At 69.4% G+C, this 17,183-nt stretch carries 18 protein-coding genes; 11 read left to right on the top strand and 7 right to left on the bottom strand.

All coding sequences use genetic code 11. The features are described from left to right. Window positions 1–61: 61 nt before the first annotated feature. Complete coding sequence (locus VF697_RS22745; RefSeq protein WP_331098321.1) at window positions 62–850, top strand: exodeoxyribonuclease III; 789 nt, start codon at window positions 62–64, stop codon at window positions 848–850. Window positions 851–868: 18 nt separating this feature from the next. Next, window positions 869–1,648, top strand: a complete 780-nt coding sequence (locus VF697_RS22740) for a lysophospholipid acyltransferase family protein (protein WP_331098319.1) — start codon at window positions 869–871, stop codon at window positions 1,646–1,648. Here VF697_RS22740 and VF697_RS22735 read toward each other — a convergent pair. Beyond that, window positions 1,635–2,162, bottom strand: coding sequence for a hypothetical protein (locus tag VF697_RS22735; RefSeq protein ID WP_331098317.1), 528 nt, complete (start codon window positions 2,160–2,162; stop codon window positions 1,635–1,637). The two genes, VF697_RS22740 and VF697_RS22735, sit on opposite strands and share 14 nt — an antisense overlap. Window positions 2,163–2,315: 153 nt before the next feature. On the opposite strand from VF697_RS22735, the gene VF697_RS43545 reads away from it, so the two are divergent. Genes VF697_RS43545 through VF697_RS22725 form a run of 3 tightly spaced genes read left to right on the top strand, consistent with a single transcriptional unit; the run spans window position 2,316 to window position 3,700 of the window. Beyond that, window positions 2,316–2,735 carry a hypothetical protein gene (locus VF697_RS43545; RefSeq protein WP_414641333.1) on the top strand — a complete coding sequence of 140 codons (420 nt, stop codon included), beginning with the start codon at window positions 2,316–2,318 and terminating at the stop codon, window positions 2,733–2,735. 6 nt (window positions 2,736–2,741) lie between these two features. Beyond that, entirely contained in the window at window positions 2,742–3,230 is a 489-nt protein-coding gene (locus VF697_RS22730; RefSeq protein WP_331098315.1) for a DUF6714 family protein, read from the top strand. Further along, entirely contained in the window at window positions 3,227–3,700 is a 474-nt protein-coding gene (locus VF697_RS22725; RefSeq protein WP_331098313.1) for a YdeI/OmpD-associated family protein, read from the top strand. The genes VF697_RS22730 and VF697_RS22725 overlap by 4 nt, the downstream gene beginning before the upstream one ends. 37 nt (window positions 3,701–3,737) lie before the next feature. Here VF697_RS22725 and VF697_RS22720 read toward each other — a convergent pair whose 3' ends face one another. Next, window positions 3,738–4,196: a universal stress protein gene (locus tag VF697_RS22720; RefSeq protein ID WP_331098311.1), complete on the bottom strand. Its 459-nt coding sequence runs from the start codon at window positions 4,194–4,196 to the stop codon at window positions 3,738–3,740. Window positions 4,197–4,379: 183 nt separating this feature from the next. On the opposite strand from VF697_RS22720, the gene VF697_RS22715 reads away from it, so the two are divergent. Further along, window positions 4,380–5,045, top strand: coding sequence for an HAD hydrolase-like protein (locus tag VF697_RS22715; RefSeq protein WP_331098309.1), 666 nt, complete (start codon window positions 4,380–4,382; stop codon window positions 5,043–5,045). Between the two features lie 101 nt (window positions 5,046–5,146). Here the strand turns inward: VF697_RS22715 and VF697_RS22710 are convergent, their stop codons facing one another. Continuing rightward, window positions 5,147–5,953, bottom strand: a complete 807-nt coding sequence (locus tag VF697_RS22710) for a trypsin-like serine peptidase (RefSeq protein WP_331098307.1) — start codon at window positions 5,951–5,953, stop codon at window positions 5,147–5,149. Window positions 5,954–6,342: 389 nt separating this feature from the next. On the opposite strand from VF697_RS22710, the gene VF697_RS22705 reads away from it, so the two are divergent. Then, window positions 6,343–7,230 carry an SDR family NAD(P)-dependent oxidoreductase gene (locus VF697_RS22705; RefSeq protein WP_331098306.1) on the top strand — a complete coding sequence of 296 codons (888 nt, stop codon included), beginning with the start codon at window positions 6,343–6,345 and terminating at the stop codon, window positions 7,228–7,230. Between the two features lie 95 nt (window positions 7,231–7,325). Here VF697_RS22705 and VF697_RS22700 read toward each other — a convergent pair whose 3' ends face one another. The 4 genes from VF697_RS22700 to truD are packed head-to-tail and all read right to left on the bottom strand — an operon-like array spanning window position 7,326 to window position 11,595. Continuing rightward, window positions 7,326–8,777, bottom strand: coding sequence for a hypothetical protein (locus VF697_RS22700; RefSeq protein WP_331098304.1), 1,452 nt, complete (start codon window positions 8,775–8,777; stop codon window positions 7,326–7,328). Between the two features lie 8 nt (window positions 8,778–8,785). After that, window positions 8,786–9,298 carry a hypothetical protein gene (locus VF697_RS22695; RefSeq protein ID WP_331098302.1) on the bottom strand — a complete coding sequence of 171 codons (513 nt, stop codon included), beginning with the start codon at window positions 9,296–9,298 and terminating at the stop codon, window positions 8,786–8,788. Continuing rightward, entirely contained in the window at window positions 9,295–9,927 is a 633-nt protein-coding gene (locus VF697_RS22690) for a sigma-70 family RNA polymerase sigma factor (RefSeq protein ID WP_331098300.1), read from the bottom strand. The genes VF697_RS22695 and VF697_RS22690 overlap by 4 nt, the downstream gene beginning before the upstream one ends. 60 nt (window positions 9,928–9,987) lie before the next feature. After that, window positions 9,988–11,595, bottom strand: coding sequence for a tRNA pseudouridine(13) synthase TruD (gene truD / locus VF697_RS22685; protein WP_331098298.1), 1,608 nt, complete (start codon window positions 11,593–11,595; stop codon window positions 9,988–9,990). A 96-nt stretch (window positions 11,596–11,691) separates the two neighbouring features. Here truD and VF697_RS22680 point away from each other — a divergent pair, with 96 nt between their 5' ends. The 4 genes from VF697_RS22680 to VF697_RS22665 form a co-directional block, all read left to right on the top strand. Further along, a complete protein-coding gene (locus tag VF697_RS22680) occupies window positions 11,692–12,669 on the top strand; it encodes a hypothetical protein (RefSeq protein WP_331098296.1) in 978 nt (325 codons plus the stop codon). A gap of 101 nt (window positions 12,670–12,770) precedes the next feature. After that, window positions 12,771–14,465 (top strand): adenylate/guanylate cyclase domain-containing protein, encoded by a 1,695-nt coding sequence (locus VF697_RS22675; RefSeq protein ID WP_331098294.1) that lies wholly within the window; start codon window positions 12,771–12,773, stop codon window positions 14,463–14,465. Next, complete coding sequence (locus VF697_RS22670) at window positions 14,465–16,384, top strand: serine/threonine-protein kinase (protein ID WP_331098292.1); 1,920 nt, start codon at window positions 14,465–14,467, stop codon at window positions 16,382–16,384. The genes VF697_RS22675 and VF697_RS22670 overlap by 1 nt, the downstream gene beginning before the upstream one ends. Window positions 16,385–16,538: 154 nt before the next feature. Continuing rightward, the coding region (locus VF697_RS22665) for a hypothetical protein (RefSeq protein WP_331098291.1) at window positions 16,539–17,183 on the top strand (645 nt) is incomplete at its 3' end.

Raw genomic sequence — 17,183 nt, 5'->3', positions numbered from 1 at the left:
GCCAGCCGACGCGCGTTGGGGCTGGACCCGCGCGCGCCGGTCAGGCAATGAGAGCAGTACCGTGCGGATCATCTCCTGGAACGTGAACGGGCTGAGAGCGGCCCACAAGAAGGGCTTCCTGGACTGGCTGGCGGCCGAGAAGGCCGACGTGGTGGGCGTGCAGGAGGTGCGCGCCCGCGAGGAGCAGCTCCCCGAGGAGGTGCGCGCTCCCGAGGGCTGGCGCGCCACCCACTTCGTGGCGGCGGAGCGCGCCGGCTACAGCGGGGTGGGCCTCTTCGCGCGCAAGGCCCCGGATGACGTGGAGACGAAGCTCGGGGTGGGGGAGATGGACGTCGAGGGCCGGCTGCAGGTGGCCCGCTTCGGACGCCTCACCGTGGTGAACTGCTACTTCCCCAATGGCAACGGCAAGGAGCGGGACAACAGCCGGGTGCCCTTCAAGCTGGCCTTCTACCGGCGCCTCTTCAAGCGGCTGGAGAAGGGGCTGCGTGACGGCGAGCGCCTCCTGGTGATGGGGGACTTCAACACGGCGCATCAGGAGATCGACCTGGCGCGCCCCAAGGACAACCGGGAGACGAGCGGCTTCCTCCCCGAGGAGCGCGAGGAGTTCGCCCGGTGGATCCGCGCCGGCTGGGTGGACACCTTCCGCCACTTCGAGAAGGGGACGGGGCACTACAGCTGGTGGAGCCAGCGCTTCGGGGTGCGCGAGCGCAACGTGGGGTGGCGGCTCGACTACGTGCTGGCCTCGCCCGGGGCCATGCCCTACGTGAAGCGGGCGGCCATCCACCCCCACATCCTCGGCTCGGATCACTGCCCGGTGAGCGTGGATCTGGACCCCAAGGTCCGCCGCTGATAGGCCGGAAGGCATCTCATGAACGCACTGCTCTCCATATATGCGTGGCTGGAAACCGGCGTGGTGGCGCTGGTGGGCTTCTGCCTGCAGGCCCCCCTGGTCGTCACCTGGCCCTTCGACCGTCGCAAGGTGGTGACGGGGCGCGCCTTCCGGCTCATCGGCTTGACCGCGGCCAAGCTCAACCCCTTCTGGAAGTTCGGCGTGTACGGGACGCCCACGCGCCCCGCTCCGCGCACCGTGGTGGTGAGCAACCACGAGTCCAACGCGGACCCGTTCATCATCTCGCAGCTGCCCTGGGAGATGAAGTGGCTGGGCAAGGCCTCGCTCTTCAAGATTCCCTTCGTGGGCTGGAGCATGTGGCTGGCCGGGGACATCCCCGTGCGCCGCGGCGAGAAGGACTCGGCGCAGGAGGCCATGGCCACGTGCGCCCGCTGGCTGGACAAGGGCATGCCGGTGATGATCTTCCCCGAGGGCACGCGCTCGAAGACGGAGGATCTGCTGCCCTTCAAGGATGGCGCCTTCCGGCTCGCCATCGAGACCGGGGCGGACGTGCTGCCCATGGCGGTGAGTGGGACGCGCCGGGCGCTGCCCAAGCACTCGTGGCGCTTCGCCATGTCGCGCGCGCTGGTGACGGTGGGCACGCCCATCTCCACCAAGGGCATGACGCTCGCGGACGTGGAGCGGCTCAAGCAGATGGCCCGCGAGCAGATCCTCGCGCTGCGGGCCTCGCTGGTGCCGCACACGAGCGCCGCGACGCCGGAGCCCGCGGCGCAGGAGCAGTCCGTCACTCCTCGGTGACGCGAACCTCGCACTGGGTGTCCTTGCCCATGTCGAGCCCGCCGAGGAACTTGGTGACGAGCTCCTCGCCGTTGACGTTGATGTTGAGCTCGGTCTTCTCGCCGGCGATGGTGGCACCCTCGTCGGCTCGAACCCGGCCGCCGATGGCGCTCACCTTTCCCGCGACGGTGGCGCCCTTCTTGATGTGGACGTCCCCGCCGAGCGCCGACACGTCCCCCGACACCCGGGCTCCGGCCTCCACCGTCACCTTGCCCCGGACGGCCGTCACCTTGTTCACCGTGGCACTCGCGCGGACCACCACGTCCCCGTCGAGGGCCAGCGCGTCTCGGACCGCGTCCTGACCCTCGACGATCAGGGTCTTGCCCTTGGCGACGAGGTCCCCCTTCTTGACGCTGATGGTGCACTGGGACTTCTCAGCCTTGTCCGCCTTCTTGGCGTCATCTCCCGCGCGAGCCGCGACGGGCAGGGCGACCAGGCTGAAGGCGACGAGGGCGGACAGGAGCGGCTTGGACATGGTGCGGGGACTCCGGGAGAGCGGCCGCTCAGGGCGGCGCACCCGGTTCTACGAAGGGCCGCCGGAACGATTGCAGGGCGGGAGGGCGCGGCGTGGTCGTCCTGGGGCGCTTCTGCATCAGGTGTGGGCAAAGCCCGCACTGGGGGTGCTAGCATGCAGGCCGTGCTGCCCGTCCATTTCTTGCCGCGTTTTGGAGGAGGCCCCTCTGCACTGCCGCTTCTCACGCTCCTGTGGCTTTCGCCTGCATCCTTGAACGCCGCAACGCCGAGCGCCGCAACGCCGATGCAGCCGCCGGGCGATTGCACTTCGGAGGAGCACAGGAGGCTGAAGGAGGAGGTGGGTCGGGCGTGCAAGGCCACGAGCATGAAGTGTTACGAATCCCAGGATTGTGCCGAGCTGCTGACCAACTTCTTGCTGTACCAGCGGTGTATCAGCGCCAGGGTCGCAATCATGGACCAGTGTTTCCGAGGCGGAAACAAACCCCACCGTGACGAAGTCGAGAACTACAGGAGGGGGGCCACGGATTGCTCGCGGATGATGGTTGAGAAGCGGTGCCCGGAGCAGTGCCGTTAAGCCGCCATGCCGACTTCCAGAATCGATTCCGTCAGGCAACAGGTCAGGGCCGCCTTCGCGGATGCGGTCTATCCTGGGGACGACCGCATTGCCTACGACCCAGACGACTGGGAGAGCGCTGAGTTGGCTCGGGCGTTCAGGGGCAAGCACTGGTCGGAGCTATCCCCCGAGGCGCTTCAATATCACAGCAGCTCGTTCTTGAGCTCGGAAGGCTTCTGGTTCTATCTCCCCGCCTACCTCCTGGCGGCGCTGGATGACCATGGCAATCGAATGCCCATGACCGTGTATGGCTTGACTCCACATGACGAGTCCTCCCCAGAGGAGCGCGAACTCAGGGATTGGCAGCTCGAAAGGTTCGAGGGACTTACAGCGGACCAGAAGAATGCTGTTCGGGCATTCCTGGAGTACGCGAGGGATGAAGCGTCACATTACTTTTCACAGGGCGAGTCACCCAGGCTCGCACTCGAGAGATATTGGGGGAGGGTTCATCCGTGAGTGAGCACCGCTTCGAGGGCCGTCTCGTCCGCCCGGACGCCCCCGGGTCCTGGACCTTCGTGATGGTACCCGCCGCCGTCTCCAAGGCCCTGGGCTCGCGAGGGCGTATCCCGGTGCAGGGGACGGTGAATGAGCGCCCCCTCCAGGGCTCGCTCATGCCGGACGGGGAGGGGGGCCACTTCCTCGTCGTCAACAAGGCCCTCCGCGACGCGGCCGGCGTGGACGTGGGCGACAGCGTGGAGGTGGTGCTGCGGGTGGACACGGCGGAGCGCCGGGTGGAGGTGCCCCCCGAGCTGGCCGAGGCCCTGGCGACGGACGCCGAGGCCCAGCGGACCTTCGAGGCCTTCAGCTACTCGCACCAGAAGGAGTACGCGGACTGGGTGGGCGAGGCCAAGAAGGCGGAGACGCGCCTCTCCCGCGCGCGGAAGGCCGTGGGCCTGGTGCGGGAGAAGAAGCGCCTCAAGGGCTGAGGGAGGCGCGGCGGCTGGGGGCCCCCGCGCCTCGCGCCTACTTCTCCTCGGGCACGTGCAGGGTGAGGACGGGGCAGTGCGCCCGGGCGATGACCTTCTGCGCCACGCTGCCCAGCAACAGCCTCGGCAGGCCCCGGCGGCCGTGCGTCCCCATGATGATCATGTCGAACCCGCCCGTCTCGGCCACCCGGAGGGTGGCCGCGGCTGGCTCACCCACCTCCAGCCGCTGGGTGATGGGGCCGGGCGCGTTGAGCGAGCCGATGAGCGTCGTCAGCTCCTTGCGCGCGGCCTCCAGCGCGGTCTTCTCCAGCGACTGCGGGTTCCACCCCGGCGCGGCCACCAGGAGATCCGGTGCCACGTACTGCGGCGGCTCCCAGGCGTGCAGCACCTCGATGGAGGCGTTGAACGGCCGCGCGAGCTGTACCGCGTAGTCGAGGATCGCCCGGGAACCCTCCATCAGGTCCACGGGTACCAGGATGCGAGAAGGCGTGGGCATCGGTGCTCCCTCCGTTGCCGCCCGGTCCCCGGAACGGGGCGGGCTCTTCCCTTCATCGCTGGAAGAAGCGTGCCAGGGGAGTCTCTCCTGGAGTGGGGTGTCCGCGCGCAAACTCTTCCGTGCTCCGCGGGGAGGGGGCGCAAGCCTTGCGCCTGATGAAGCGGGCGCGTTAGGAGCCGGTCCATGATCACCCACGTCGTGTTTGACTTCGATGGGACGCTGGCGGACTCGAAGGAGGCCTTCATCGGCCTCTACAACGCGTTCGCCGAGAAGAACCATTACGGCAAGATGACGGCGGAGAACCTCGATGCGCTACGCAAGCTGTCCGTGCTCGAGCGGTGCAGACAGCTCGGGGTTCCCCCCTACAAGCTGCCCTGGGTGATGATGCAGGTCGGCCGGAGCTTCCGGAACGCGGTCCAGTCGATCGACTTCCATGAGGGGATTCCCGAGCTGCTGAAGGAGCTGAGGGGCCGGGGGCTCAAGCTGATGATCCTCTCCACCAACAGCGAGGAGAACATCCGCGCCTTCCTGAAGCGGCATGCGGTCGAGGCGTGGGTGGAGGGCTTCTATTGCAGCAGCAGCATCTTCGGCAAAGCCCGGCTGCTGCGCGAGCTGATGAAGCGGGCCGGGCTCCAGCGCGAGCAGCTCGTCTACGTGGGCGACGAGCATCGGGACGTGGAGGCGTGCAAGGAGGTCGGCGTGAAGGTCATCGCCGTACGCTGGGGATTCGACGCCGAGGTCCGTCTGCGGGAGGCCGGACCGGACCATCTCGCCGAGCGTCCAGCGGAGATCATCGAGTGCGTGGGTCGCTGGTCGACGAAGCCTCCGCTCGGAGCGGGTGGGGCCTGAAACGACAAAACGGCGACCCCGTGAGGAGCCGCCGTTCCCTTGACGCGCGCCATTGAGAGGCGCGCGCAAGTCCGTGTCGTCGGGGACGCGAGGGCCCGGGATTACAGGCCGACTTCCGCGAGGCGGGCCTTGATGGCGGAGGCCTCGACGCCCGTGTTGTACGCGGTGCTGCTGTAGTTGGAGCCCACACCCACGTGGTGCAGGCCGATCACGTAGTGCGCGTTGGCGGCGCTCGCGCCCGCGAGCACCGGCGAGCCGGAGGAGCCGCCCAGCGTGTCCGCGTTGTAGGACAGCTCGTTGCTGCTCCAGTTCGTGTTCAGCACGGAGCCCGGCGAGTACTTCTTCGTCGGCACGCAGCTCGGGGTGGCGTTGTAGTCGCAGTTCTGGTGGATGACGTACATCGCCGAGCTGTTGACGGCGTTGCTGGGGGCCACGGTCAGCTTCCCGTACACCTGGCCGGGGAGGTAGCCGTTGAGGGCCTTGCAGGTGAGGACGGTCATGTCCTCGGCCGTCCACGTCTTCACGAAGACAGAGCAGTCGTACCAGATGCGGCTGGTGGAGGCGACGCCGTCCTCGTAGTTGAAGGACACCTTGGCGCCCACCGCGTCCGCGCTGCTGCCGATGCAGTGGTTGTTGGTGACGACCTTGTCGGTGCCCACCAGCCACGCGGTGCAGCGGCTGCCCACGGCCGGGATGGACAGGTAGCCCACGGCCTTGGAGCGCGTGCGCTCGGTGCTGGTGGAGCTCAGCGAGGTGACGCTGCTCCAGTTCACCGAGCCCACGATGACGGGGGACTCCGTGGAGGCCAGCGACTCGGGCTCGGCGTTCGGAACGTCCGAGGGCAGCTCGGCGACACCACAACCCGTCAGACCCACCACCAGGAACGCACGAACAATCTTCAGGCTCATAAAGGGGGCTTTCTCCTCGCGCGGGGGAAGTTGCGCGAGCGCGTCTCCCCCAAGGCACGTGACGTGCCAATGGCGCAAAGGGCCGTCCTTCCTCGGAGACCGCCCCCCGTCACGCGGCGCGAGTGGAGCACGCGCGCTCCTGTCTCCCGATGGCAGCTGTAAACAAACTGCACAAATCCGGAAGAAACCCGAGCCGGATCAGGGGCTTGCCCGGGCCGGGCCAGTGTCCTGAATCAGAACATCGGGATACCATGAAATCGTAGCAAAACCGGACGAAACTGAAGGAGCCGAGGATGTCGGGTGGCTCGGAGGGCGTTCGGCCCGGCGCGTCATGTGGAGGAGGGGGGTGGGTCGCTACTTTTCCTTTTCGCCAGCAAGTGGAGGAGCCCATGCGTCCACCCATTGATTCGGGCACCGTCCTCATCACGGGGGCTTCCTCGGGAATCGGCCGGGAGATTGCCCGCCAGCTCGCCCGCAGAGCACGGACGATCGTGCTGGTGGCGCGCCGGGTGGAGCGGATGGAGGAGCTCCGCGAGGAGCTGCACGCGCGCAACCCCACGCTGGGCGTGGTGGTGGAGCGGTGCGACCTCTCGCACCCGGAGGAGGTGGACTCGCTGCTGGACTCGCTGCACCGCCACCTCGTCCAGGTGGACGTGCTGGTGAACAACGCGGGCCTGGGGGACTACAGCCTCTATGAGGAGGAGAGCTGGTCGCGCATCCATCAGATGCTCCAGGTGAACGTGACGGCGCCCGTGCTGCTCGCCCACCGGTTGCTGCGGCGCATGGTGGAGCGTGGGCGCGGCGGCATCCTCAACATCAGCTCGGGAGGGGCGCGGGTGTTCGTCCCGGGCCTGGCCGTCTATACGGGGACGAAGCGCTTCCTCGACGGCTTCACCGAAGCGCTGCGGCTGGAGCTGCTGGGCACGGGGGTGGTGGTGACGCAGGTGGCGCCTGGGCCCGTGGAAACCGAGTTCAGCGAGGTGGCCGGCACGCAGGAGCAGCAAGAGCGGGCCCCATCGTGGCTGCGCATCTCCGCGGCCCAGTGCGCCAGCGAGGCCCTCGAGGGCTTCGAGCGCGCCGTGCCCCTCGTCTATCCGGGCTTCGCCTACCGGTGGATGATGCGGCTGTCGTCGCTCGTGCCGCGTCCGGTGATGCGGGCCGGGGGGCTCGTGGCGGCCCGGAAGCTGCGGCACGACACCTCGCTGCTGGAGCCCGGGCACCCGGACGCCCGGCTCGGCGAGCGCCTGCTGCTGGCCGGTGGGCCCGACGGGCACTGAGGCCTGAGCTGGGGCCCGAAACGACTTCGGGGGACGACCCGGAGCCTCGTGGCCCCGTGCCGCCCCCCGGAGGGTGCTTCAGGTGAGCGCGCCGCTCAGCCCGGCACGCGCTCGGAGAAGAGGGGCTCGGGAATGCCCCGCGAGCGGTTGCCGAACCGGGTGCGGATGACCGCGCCGAAGGACACCAGGGTCGCCAGCGTCAGCGCCAGCGGGCCGAGCACCGGGATGTGGCCCACCACCAGGAGGATGAGCAGCCCCAGGGCCAGCACCATCGCCTGCGTCTTGCGGCCGCGCAGCACCGGAATCCTCGAACCGAGCTCACTCGCCACCGCCGCGAAGCCCAGCGCCGTCGTCAGCAGGGCCACCACCCACAGGGCCAGCATCACCGGGATGCCGATGATCGTCACCGTGAGCACCACGGTGATGGGAATCATCGCCAGCGCCGACAGCAGGCCCACCACACCGCTCTTCACCGGCTGCACCTTGACCTCCGTGCCCAGCTCCCTCATCCGCGTGGGGAAGAAGAGCTGCCCCAGGAAGCCCGTCCCGAAGAGCATCGCGAACCACACCAGGAAGGCCGCGAACCCGCCGCCGCTCCGCTCGTCGTCCTCGTCGTGCTCGACGTGGGCGGCCTTCTTCGTCTCCTTCTTGAGGTTCTCCTTGATCTCTCCGGCCACCAGCTTGCCGATGTTGGCGCCGCCAAAGGACTCGGTGCTGCCCTCCACCTGCGCGCCGTCCTGCTTGATGACGTTGCCCCCGAAGGAGGACACGTCCCCCTCCACCACCGCGCCCGGGCCGAGCACCACGTTGCCACCGAAGGCGTGCACGTCCCCCTCCACGTGGCCGGTGACCTCCAGGTTGCCGCCGAAGACGACCGCGTCGTCCTCCACGTTCCCCTTCACCGTCAGGTTGCCGCCGTAGACGACCGCGCTGTCCACCGACTCGCCCTCCTTCACCTCCAGCGAGCGGCCGCGGGCCACCACGTCACGTGAGCCCTTGTTCCGGTTGGAGCGACGCACCTCGCGAATCCGATCGCGCACGCGCTCCTTCACCTCGTCGTCGTCCATGGCGCTCTGGGCCACCTCGTCCGCGATGTCCGCGGGCCCCGGCGGCGACGAGGGCCCGAAGCCAGGTCCCGGCGGCGGGGTGGACGGAACGGCGGGAGCCGGGGGCATGGGCGGGGTGGCCGGCGTCCCCGCGAAGTCCTGGACCTTCTCCAGGCCCGACAGGGGGCGCAGGGTGTAGATGCCGCCGTCCTGCTCCAGCTTCAGCGAGTAGGCGCGGGCCACCGTGCGCAGGGCCTGCTCGGCGCTGACGTTCTTCAGGCGGACCTCGGCGGGAGAGTCCAGCGCTCCCGTCACCACCACGTTGAGGCCGCCCTCCTCGGCGATCTTCTGGATGGCGTCGCGCAGCGAGCCGCGGAACTGGATGCTGATGGTGTCCTGGGGCCGGGCCTCGGCGGCGGCCGCGGGGGCCGGCGTCTGGGCGAGCGCGAGGGGCGAGGCGAGCAGGAGGGCGGGGAGCAACAGGCGCTTGGAGATCTTCATGGCGACACTCACGCTTCGGAAGGGGTGGGGCCGTTGCCGGCCAGTCGCTTGATGCCGAACAGGGAGGAGAGGAGGAGGACAGCGAGCAGGGCGGCGACGGGTCCGGCCGCGGTGCTCCACAGGGCGCGGGAGCCACTGAGCAGCGCCTCGAGGAAGGCCTTGCCGTCCACCAGGAAGCGGGCCAGCGCGGTGCCGGCTCCGCTCAGGGCCGCGTCATTGGTGAGCAGCACCCCGAGCCCCATCAGCAGCGAGACGCCCAGGATGGAGAGGCCCGTCCACAGCTCGCGGTGCACGGGGGCGGGCTCGACGGCCACCCGCGCCATCACCTTGTGCACCAGGTCCGGTGGGGGGAGCGGATCCGCCAGCCGGTAGAGATCCTTCTCCAGCAGCCGGTGCTCCTCGATGATGGCGGTGCACAGGGGGCACAGCTTCGCGTGCTCCAGGGCGGGGCCGTGCTCACCGGACTCCAGCTCGGTGAAGAGCACCTCGAGGTCCGGGCACTCGATGGACGTGGGCATCATGTCGGCTCCTCCGGCGTCATCTTCTTGCGGAGCTTCTCCCGGGCCCGGAACAGGCGCGCCATGATGGTGCCGGGCGCGCAGCCCAGGACCAGGGCGATCTCCTTCGTGGTGCGCTTCTGCACGTAGTAGAGCGCGAGCACCTCCCGGTCGTCGGCGGACAGGGTGGCGAGGGCCGTCTCCAGCGACTGGCGTTCCTGGCGGGCGATGGCGCCCTCCTCGAGCGAGGCCTCGCCGTTGGGGAGGAAGTCCCGCATGGGCTCGAGCTCCTCCGTCTTCACCTTGGTGCGCCGGCGCAGCAGGTCCAGGCACAGGTTGCGGGTGATGGCCATCACCCACAGGTCGAAGGGGCGCGACTCGTCGTACTTGTGCAGGTTCTGGTAGGCGCGCAGGAAGGCCTCCTGGGAGACCTCGGAGGCCTCGGCCTCGTTGCCGAGCAGGCGCAGCGCCAGGCCGTACACCGGGCGCTGCACGCTGCGCACGAGCGACTCGAAGGCCGACGGATCCCCCCGCCGGGCGGCCACCACATCGGCCTTCCACGGCGGGGCGGCGGCGTCATCGGCCATCAGCATGCCGATGGCTCGGGCGAGGTCCGCGACGTCGGATGCGGCGTTGAGGGCGAGAGCATTCACGCCCTGGTCTACGGAGCATGGCGCCCCCGATTGCACCGCCCGGAAAATCGGCGTGCGATCTCACTTCTTCTTCTGTGATTCCGCGCGCTTGGCCGCCTGCTCCTTCTGCGCCTGCTGCTTCGTCTGCTTCTTCTGACGCTGGCGCTCGAGGAATCCACCGGCGGGCGGGGCGGCCTCGGCGTGGGGGGCCGCCTCCCGGGTCCTGCCGCGCTGCTCGGGAGCGGGCTCCGCGGCCGGGGTGCGCCGGGCCGGTGCCCGGGTGGCCCGGACAGGGGAGGCCTCGGGGGCCGAGGCGCGCAGGGCCGAGAGCCGGCCGGTGGACGCCTGCTCGGTGTCCCGGGTGCGTCGGGCCGGGCCCCTGGCGGCCTGCAAGGGGGGCGTGGGGGCGGGGGCCCTCCGGGGGCCGCGGGGGGCATAGGCCGTGTCCGCGGTCTGCCCGTCCCGCTCCTCCACGGGGGCGCGCCACGACTCGCGGATCTGCTGCGGGCTCTCGTCCCGGTACACGAAGTGGAAGAGGCGCTTGATGACGAGGGTGGCGTAGGCGCCGGGGGGCAGGGTGAAGGCGACGTTGACCTTGACCTCGCCCTTGTTCAGCTCGTCCCGCTGGGTGCGGCCGATGACGAGCTTCTGGGGGAAGACGAGCAGGGGGCGCTGCTCGCTCTTGAAGAAGAGCAGCCGCGAGGCCTCTTCGATCCGCAGGTCCTGCAGGGAGAGCTTCTCCTTGCCGAGCACCCAGTCCACGGCCTCCTGCACCTTCGGATCCTCGATGCGGGTGTCCGGGCCGAGCAGGGGGAAGGTGGCGTCGCGCAGGATGCGAAGCACCTCGGGGTTGGCGTCCTTGTGGAAGAGCAGGGAGCCCGCCTGGTACTTCATGGGGAAGAGGTGCTCGCGCGGCAGCAGCAGCTGGAGGTAGCGCCGCACGCCCTCGTTCCAGAGGTAGCTCTGGTAGGTGAAGAGCAGCATCGCGCGGTAGTCCGAGTCGATCTGCAGGAAGGCGCGCACGTAGTCGCCGGGGTGGTCGCGCAGGGACTTGAGGATGCGGTGGTACTTGCGGGAGCCCTCGAAGGGCACGCGCGCGTCCCACCGGCCCCAGTTCTCGCGCCAGAAGGTCTTCACCTTGGCGTCCTCGGTGCGGTCCAGTTCCGAGGGCTTGGCCAGGTAGTTGCGCAGGGCGGCCTCGAAGTCGCCGCGGATGAGATCCTTGGCGATGAAGCCCTGGCCGTGCTTGAGCGAGCCGAAGCGCTGGCTGTCGAAGTAGTTCACCACGCCCAGGCGGTTGACCTCGGCGGCGGCCACGTTGAGGGGGCCAACGGACGACTCGTCCAGCGAGCGCACGGTGACGGCGAAGCGGTTGGAGGTGATGTTGGCGGCCGACAGGGCCTTGTCCGCGCGCCCCAGGTACTTCAGGCGCAGGTCGGGCTCCTGCATGTCCACGTCCGCGCCATCCACCGCGATGAGCTGCTCGGTGCGGCCCTGCTTGTCCTTGAGGCCGCAGTAGGAGATGGCGCCTGGCTTGAGGCCGAACGCGTCGCGGAGGCGATCCGCCGCCTCGAAGGTGGACAGCTTCTGCTTGTCCATCAGGTAGACGCGGTAGCGCCCGCCCGGCACCTCATCGAAGCGGTAGGACTCCTTGACGGAGAAATCTTCGGGTCTCTGCTTGATTCGCACGGACTTCCCTTAACAGCCCCAGCGCCCCGAGAGGAAGGAACGAATGGTCGGGGGACTGACAAGCGGACACCCGGCGGCGTAACGTCCCGACCCGCCATGAGACTGCTCGCCCTGCTCGTCCTGCTGACCGCCACCGGCTGCGCCTCGACCCTGTCCACGATGCAGACGGCGAAGCCGCTCGCCCGGGGCCAGTTCCAGGTGTCCGGGGGCACGGGCCTCTTCGTCCCGGTGGGCCAGCTCGCCACCGTCATCGACCAGGGCATCGTCCAGGGCAAGGCCATCAAGAAGGCCATCGACGACGAGCAGCCCTACACCCTCGCCGAGGAGGATGCCCAGAAGCTGCTCTCCGTGGGCATGGCGCTGGCGCTGGCCCCTCCGGGCTCCAGCCAGGAGCTGATGATCCGCGCCGGCCTGCTGGAGTCCAACTCCCTGGACGTGGGCCTGCGCCTGAGCACCAGCTCCGTCCGGTTCGACGGCAAGCTGCGCCTGCTGCACGGGGGAGATCCCGACGACTCCCACCTGGCCCCCACCCAGCGCAAGTCGCTCGACGTGGCCCTGGGCGTGGGCATCGCCCGCCAGCTCTTCAAGAGCCCCGTCCTGGACGCGCTGGAGGTGGTGAAGATCGACAGCTTCTCGCGCTGGGACGTCGAGATTCCCCTCTACATGAGCGTGGACGTGGGGGACATCTTCAAGCTGTACGCGGCGCCCAAGTACGTCTTCAGCCGCACCTCGTTGGACCAGAAGCTGGTGGACCTGGCCCAGGTGGGCACGGACCTGTCGGGCTTCAACCTGACGCTGCCGGCCCACGTCAACAGCCACTTCTACGGCGCCAGTGTGGGCTTCGCCCTGGGTTACAAGTACGTCCACCTCTACGCCGAGCTTACCGGTGGCTACATCCACAGCCGCCCGAGGGTGTTCGGCCAGGAGAGGGACCTGGGGGGGGTCACCCTGTACCCCTCGGTGGGCCTCGCCCTCAAGAACCCGATTCCGCTGCTGGTTTCGGGGCGGGGGACGTCGTCCAGCTCGTCCACTCCTCCGGTAAGCCCGGAAAACCCGACGCCCGTGGTGCCTTGAAGCAACCCTCCAGGCGGGCAACCGTGGCCGTTCCGGTGCCCCGGCGCGTCTGCTAGTGTCCTGGCCGTGATGTCGTTGACCGAGACGGAGAGGTCTCGCGCGTGAGTCAAGTCCCCGCCCCATCTGCCAAGTCCAATCCCATCCGCGGTCCGCACCTCAAGGGGCGGTTTCCGGACGGTTCGACGGGAGAGTTCCCGCTCGGGGACCTGACGACGCTGGGTCGCCATCCGTCCAATACGGTGCGGCTGGTGGACCGAGAGGTCTCCAAGGAGCACGCCAGCATCGAGCGCATGGGCCGCGACTTCATCCTGCGCGACCTGGGCTCCTCCAACGGCACCTTCGTCAATGGGCGGCGCGTCGCCGAGCTGCGGCTGCGCGAGGGGGATGAGATCACCCTCGGCACCTCCAAGCTCGTCTTCACCGCCGGGGAGGCGTCGGTCGCCCAGGGTCAGGCCGCCGTGGGCCCCAATGTCGCCCCCCCGGCTCCGGGCCGCGCCGGTCCCCGGGTGACGGTGGTGGCGCAGTCGCACTCCATCCCCGCGTTCCTCGCGCAGATGGATCAGCAGGCGCCGCAGAACTTCCGGCCCGCCGAGCAGATCCAGGAGCTGGCCACCCTCAAGCGCGAGTACGAGAAGCTGCGCCTGGCCTACGAGTTCCACCGCCAGGTGAGCCAGAAGGGCAAGCAGGAGGACCTCTTCGATCAGATCCTCTCGGTGGCCTTCCAGCTGCTGACGGCCGACCACGGCGTCGTCCTCAAGAAGAGCCCGGACGGCCAGTTCACCCACGCGGTGGCGGTGAAGTACCGGCAGGGCAGCAGCGCGGCCAACGTGATGGTGTCCGACACCGTGCTGCAGAAGGTGACCGAGACGCACAAGGCGGTGCTCACCGCGGACGCCATCATCGACGAGCGCTTCTCCTCCTCGGAGAGCATCGTGGCGCAGGGCATCCGCTCGGCCATGGCGGTGCCGCTGCTGGCCAAGGGCCAGCTCGAGGCGGTGCTGTTCCTCGACTCGCGCCAGCAGACCAACGCCTTCTCGGAGAAGGACCTGACCATCCTCTCGGGCCTCGCCGCGCAGGCGGCCATCGCCCTGGAGAACGCCGCGCTGGCCCAGCAGATCCAGGCCGAGGCGATTACGCGCGCCGAGCTCAGCCGCTTCCTGTCCCGCGCGGTGGCCGAGGCGGTGATTCGCGGCGAGACCGAGGACCTGCGGCAGAGCCGGCTGGCGGAAGTGACGTGCCTGTTCGCGGACATCCGCGGCTTCACCACCCTGTCGGAGAACGAGTCTCCGCAGGAGGTGGTGTCCATGCTCAACGAGTTCTTCACCCTGATGGCGGGCGTGGTGTTCCGCCACGAGGGGAACCTGGACAAGTTCATCGGCGACTGCGTGATGGCGGTGTGGGGTCCGCCCTCGCAGCACCCAGACGATCCGGCGCGGGCACTGCGCGCGGCGCTGGAGATGCAGGACGCGGTCGAGGTGCTCAACGGCTCGCGCATGGCGGCGGGCAAGCCGCCCATCGAGGTGGGCATCGGCGTGAACACCGGCCAGGCCGTCGTGGGCTACATGGGCAGCACCGAGCGCCATGAGTTCACCGCCATCGGCGACACGGTGAACACGGCCTCGCGCCTGTGCGGGCTCGCCAAGGGCGGCGAGGTGGTGGCCAACGAGAGCACCATCCGCAAGGCCGGCAACGGCTTCGAGGCGGAGCCCCTGCCCGTCACCCAGGTGAAGGGCCGCGAGAAGGGCGTCCAGGCGTATCGCGTGCTCGGGCTGGAGATCACCAACTCCCACGGCTGATGACGACCCAGAACTGTCCAGGCTGTGCGCGTGCGCATGACGTGAGCGGGCTCGCCGACGGGCACGAGGTGTCGTGTCCCTGTGGAGTCCAGTTCCCCGTGCGCCAGGTGTCGGCCTCCCTGGGCGAGGGGGCCGTGGGCTCGGGCATCACGGAGCTCAACACCTACGTCGGCACGGCGTTGGAGCTGCCCGGCTACGAGCTGGTGCGGGTGCTGGGCCGGGGCGGGATGGGCGAGGTGTGGCTGGCGCGGCAGATCTCCCTGGGCCGCAGCGTGGCGGTGAAGGTGCTGCCGCCGCGGCTGGCGAAGGATCCCGAGTTCGTCACCCGCTTCGAGAAGGAAGCCACGGCGCTCGCGGCGCTCAGCCACCCCAACATCATCCAGATCATCGATCGCGGGGTGGCGGGGGAGCACTACTACTTCGTGATGGAGTACGTGGAGGGGCGCTCGCTGCGCGAGGTGATGCGCGAGCTGTCGCCCCCCGAGGCCCTGCGCCTGGCGCTGCAGGTGGCGCGGGCCATCGAGTGCGCGCACGACAAGGGCATCATCCACCGCGACCTGAAGCCGGAGAACATCCTGCTGGACGGGCGCGGACACGTGAAGGTGGCGGACTTCGGACTGGCGGGCATCCGCCAGCCGGACTCGCGGCTGCAACTCACCGCGACGTCGGTGGCCATGGGGACGCTCAACTACATGGCGCCGGAGCAGCGGCGGGACGCGAAGAACGTGGACGGGCGCGCGGACCTGTTCTCCTTCGGCGTGGTGCTCTACGAGTTGCTCACCGGGGAGCTGCCGGTGGGGCGCTTCAAGCTGCCCTCCGAGCGCGTGCCGGGGCTGGACGCGCGCCTGGACGCGGTGGTGGCGCGGCTGCTGGAGAACGCGCCCGAGGCGCGCTACGCGCGGGCCGCCGAGGTGTGCCAGGCGCTCGAGGGGCTCGTCACGAGCGTCTCGCAGCCCGGGCTGTCCTCGGGGCGGGTGACGGAGCCACAGGCGCTGGTGCGGGAGGGCGGGGTGCGCGGCCGGCTGAAGTCGGGCTGGAGCAAGGTGCGCACGGGGCTCTCGGTGATGGGCGGGGTGATGGTCATCTCCTTCTCCCTGCGGATGCTGCTGGGCCCGGTGGGCGTGCAGGTGAGCGAGGACAAGAAGGTGGTGGTCGGCACCTGGGGCCCCCGGCTGGTGCCGGCGGACAAGCGCTGGCCGGCCAACACCAATGGAGACCTGTTCGCGACCTCGGCGGTGGAGGAGCTGTCGGACGGGCGTGTGCGGTTGGACATGGACTTCGTGGCGGGCGGGGAGGAGCTGAACGCCCACGCCGGCACGTGGTCGGTGTCGGGAGGAAGGCTGACGGCGGAGCAGGGCGGCAACGACACCACGGGCGGCGAGGGGAAGCTGATCCCCCGCGCGTACCTGGCGAACCGCTACTTCTCCACCGATGACTTCTCCGCCGAGGTGCTGATGGGGGTGCGCCCGCTGGGCCGGGGTTACTCCGAGGAGCCCGACGCGCAGCACTACGGCGAGCTGGCCTTCCGCATCACGGGCCTGCAGGTGTCCGTCTTCGCCATTCCGGGCGCGGGCATGCGGATGAGCTGGCGCTACACCACCGAGGACGAGAAAGAGGTGGTGGGCAACAGCGCGCAGGATGTGGAGAGCCTCGTGGAGGACGAGACGCCAGTCCCCATGGAAGGCCCCTTCCGCGTGAAGCTGCAGCTCAAGAAGAAGAAGACCGGGTTGGAGGTGGAGGCCTTCCTCAACGGCCAGCGCTTCGCGCGCAAGTACCTGGAGGGCCTCCAGGGCCGCGCGGGGAAGGTGGCCATGGGGTGCCGCAACCTCGTCTGCACCTTCGAGGATCTGACGGTGCGGGGTGTGCCCATGAAGAAGCCCCAGCGCACCAACAAAGTGGCGGAAACCCAACAGGACTGACGGGAGGTCTCCTCCTCGGGGCGAGCCCGTGTCCGGTGGTGCACGGAAGCATGGGGCTGGTGTGCCCTTGCCGATGAGCTGGGGCATCCTCACCTTTGGCCGGGCCGAGGCCTGACCGTGAATGCGGCCGCGGTGCTGACTCCAAGGGGTGGCCATGGACTTTCGGTTGGCATTTGCCCCGCTGTACGCGGCGGGTCTGAGCGCGCTGGTGCTCGCGGCCTTCACCTTCGGTCGGAAGGACGCCCGAGCCTCCACGCCGCAGTGGCCATTGGCCTGGTTCGGACTGCTGGCGGTGACCTTCGCGCTCGTCGCGCTGCGTTACGGGGCCGGGCCGCTCCAGTGGGTGTCGCCGGAGGTCTTCGGGGACGGCGTGGGCTTCGGGCTGCTGGTGGCGGCGGCGGGGCTGGCGGTGCTGGGCTCGAGGGTCTGGGTGCGCGCGGACACGCTGCGGGCCGAGGCGCCCCGGAGCATCGACGAGGGCGTGGCGGCGCTGCGTGAGGGCCGCTCGCCAGGGTGGGGTGTGTACCGGGGCCGGCTGGGGTCGAGCGATCAGGTGACGTCGCCGGGCGGCGTGGTGTGCGCCTTCTACGAGGCGGAGCTGCGCGGCGTCATGCCGGACGGGAGCAAGGGGCCGCTGCTCTCCCTGGAGCGGGCGTACGCGCCGGTGCTGCAGGTGAAAGGCGAGCGAGTGGAGGCGGCGGTGAGCTTCTCGCCGAAGCTGCTGCTGGCGCCGGTGCGGATCCTCCGCTGCCAGATGGGCAAGCCGCTGGCGGAGACGGGCACGGGCGTGCCGGCGGAG

The organism is Archangium sp. (assembly GCF_036388035.1).
Lineage (GTDB): Bacteria > Myxococcota > Myxococcia > Myxococcales > Myxococcaceae > Archangium.
This window is presented reverse-complemented; position numbering and strand designations above follow the sequence as displayed.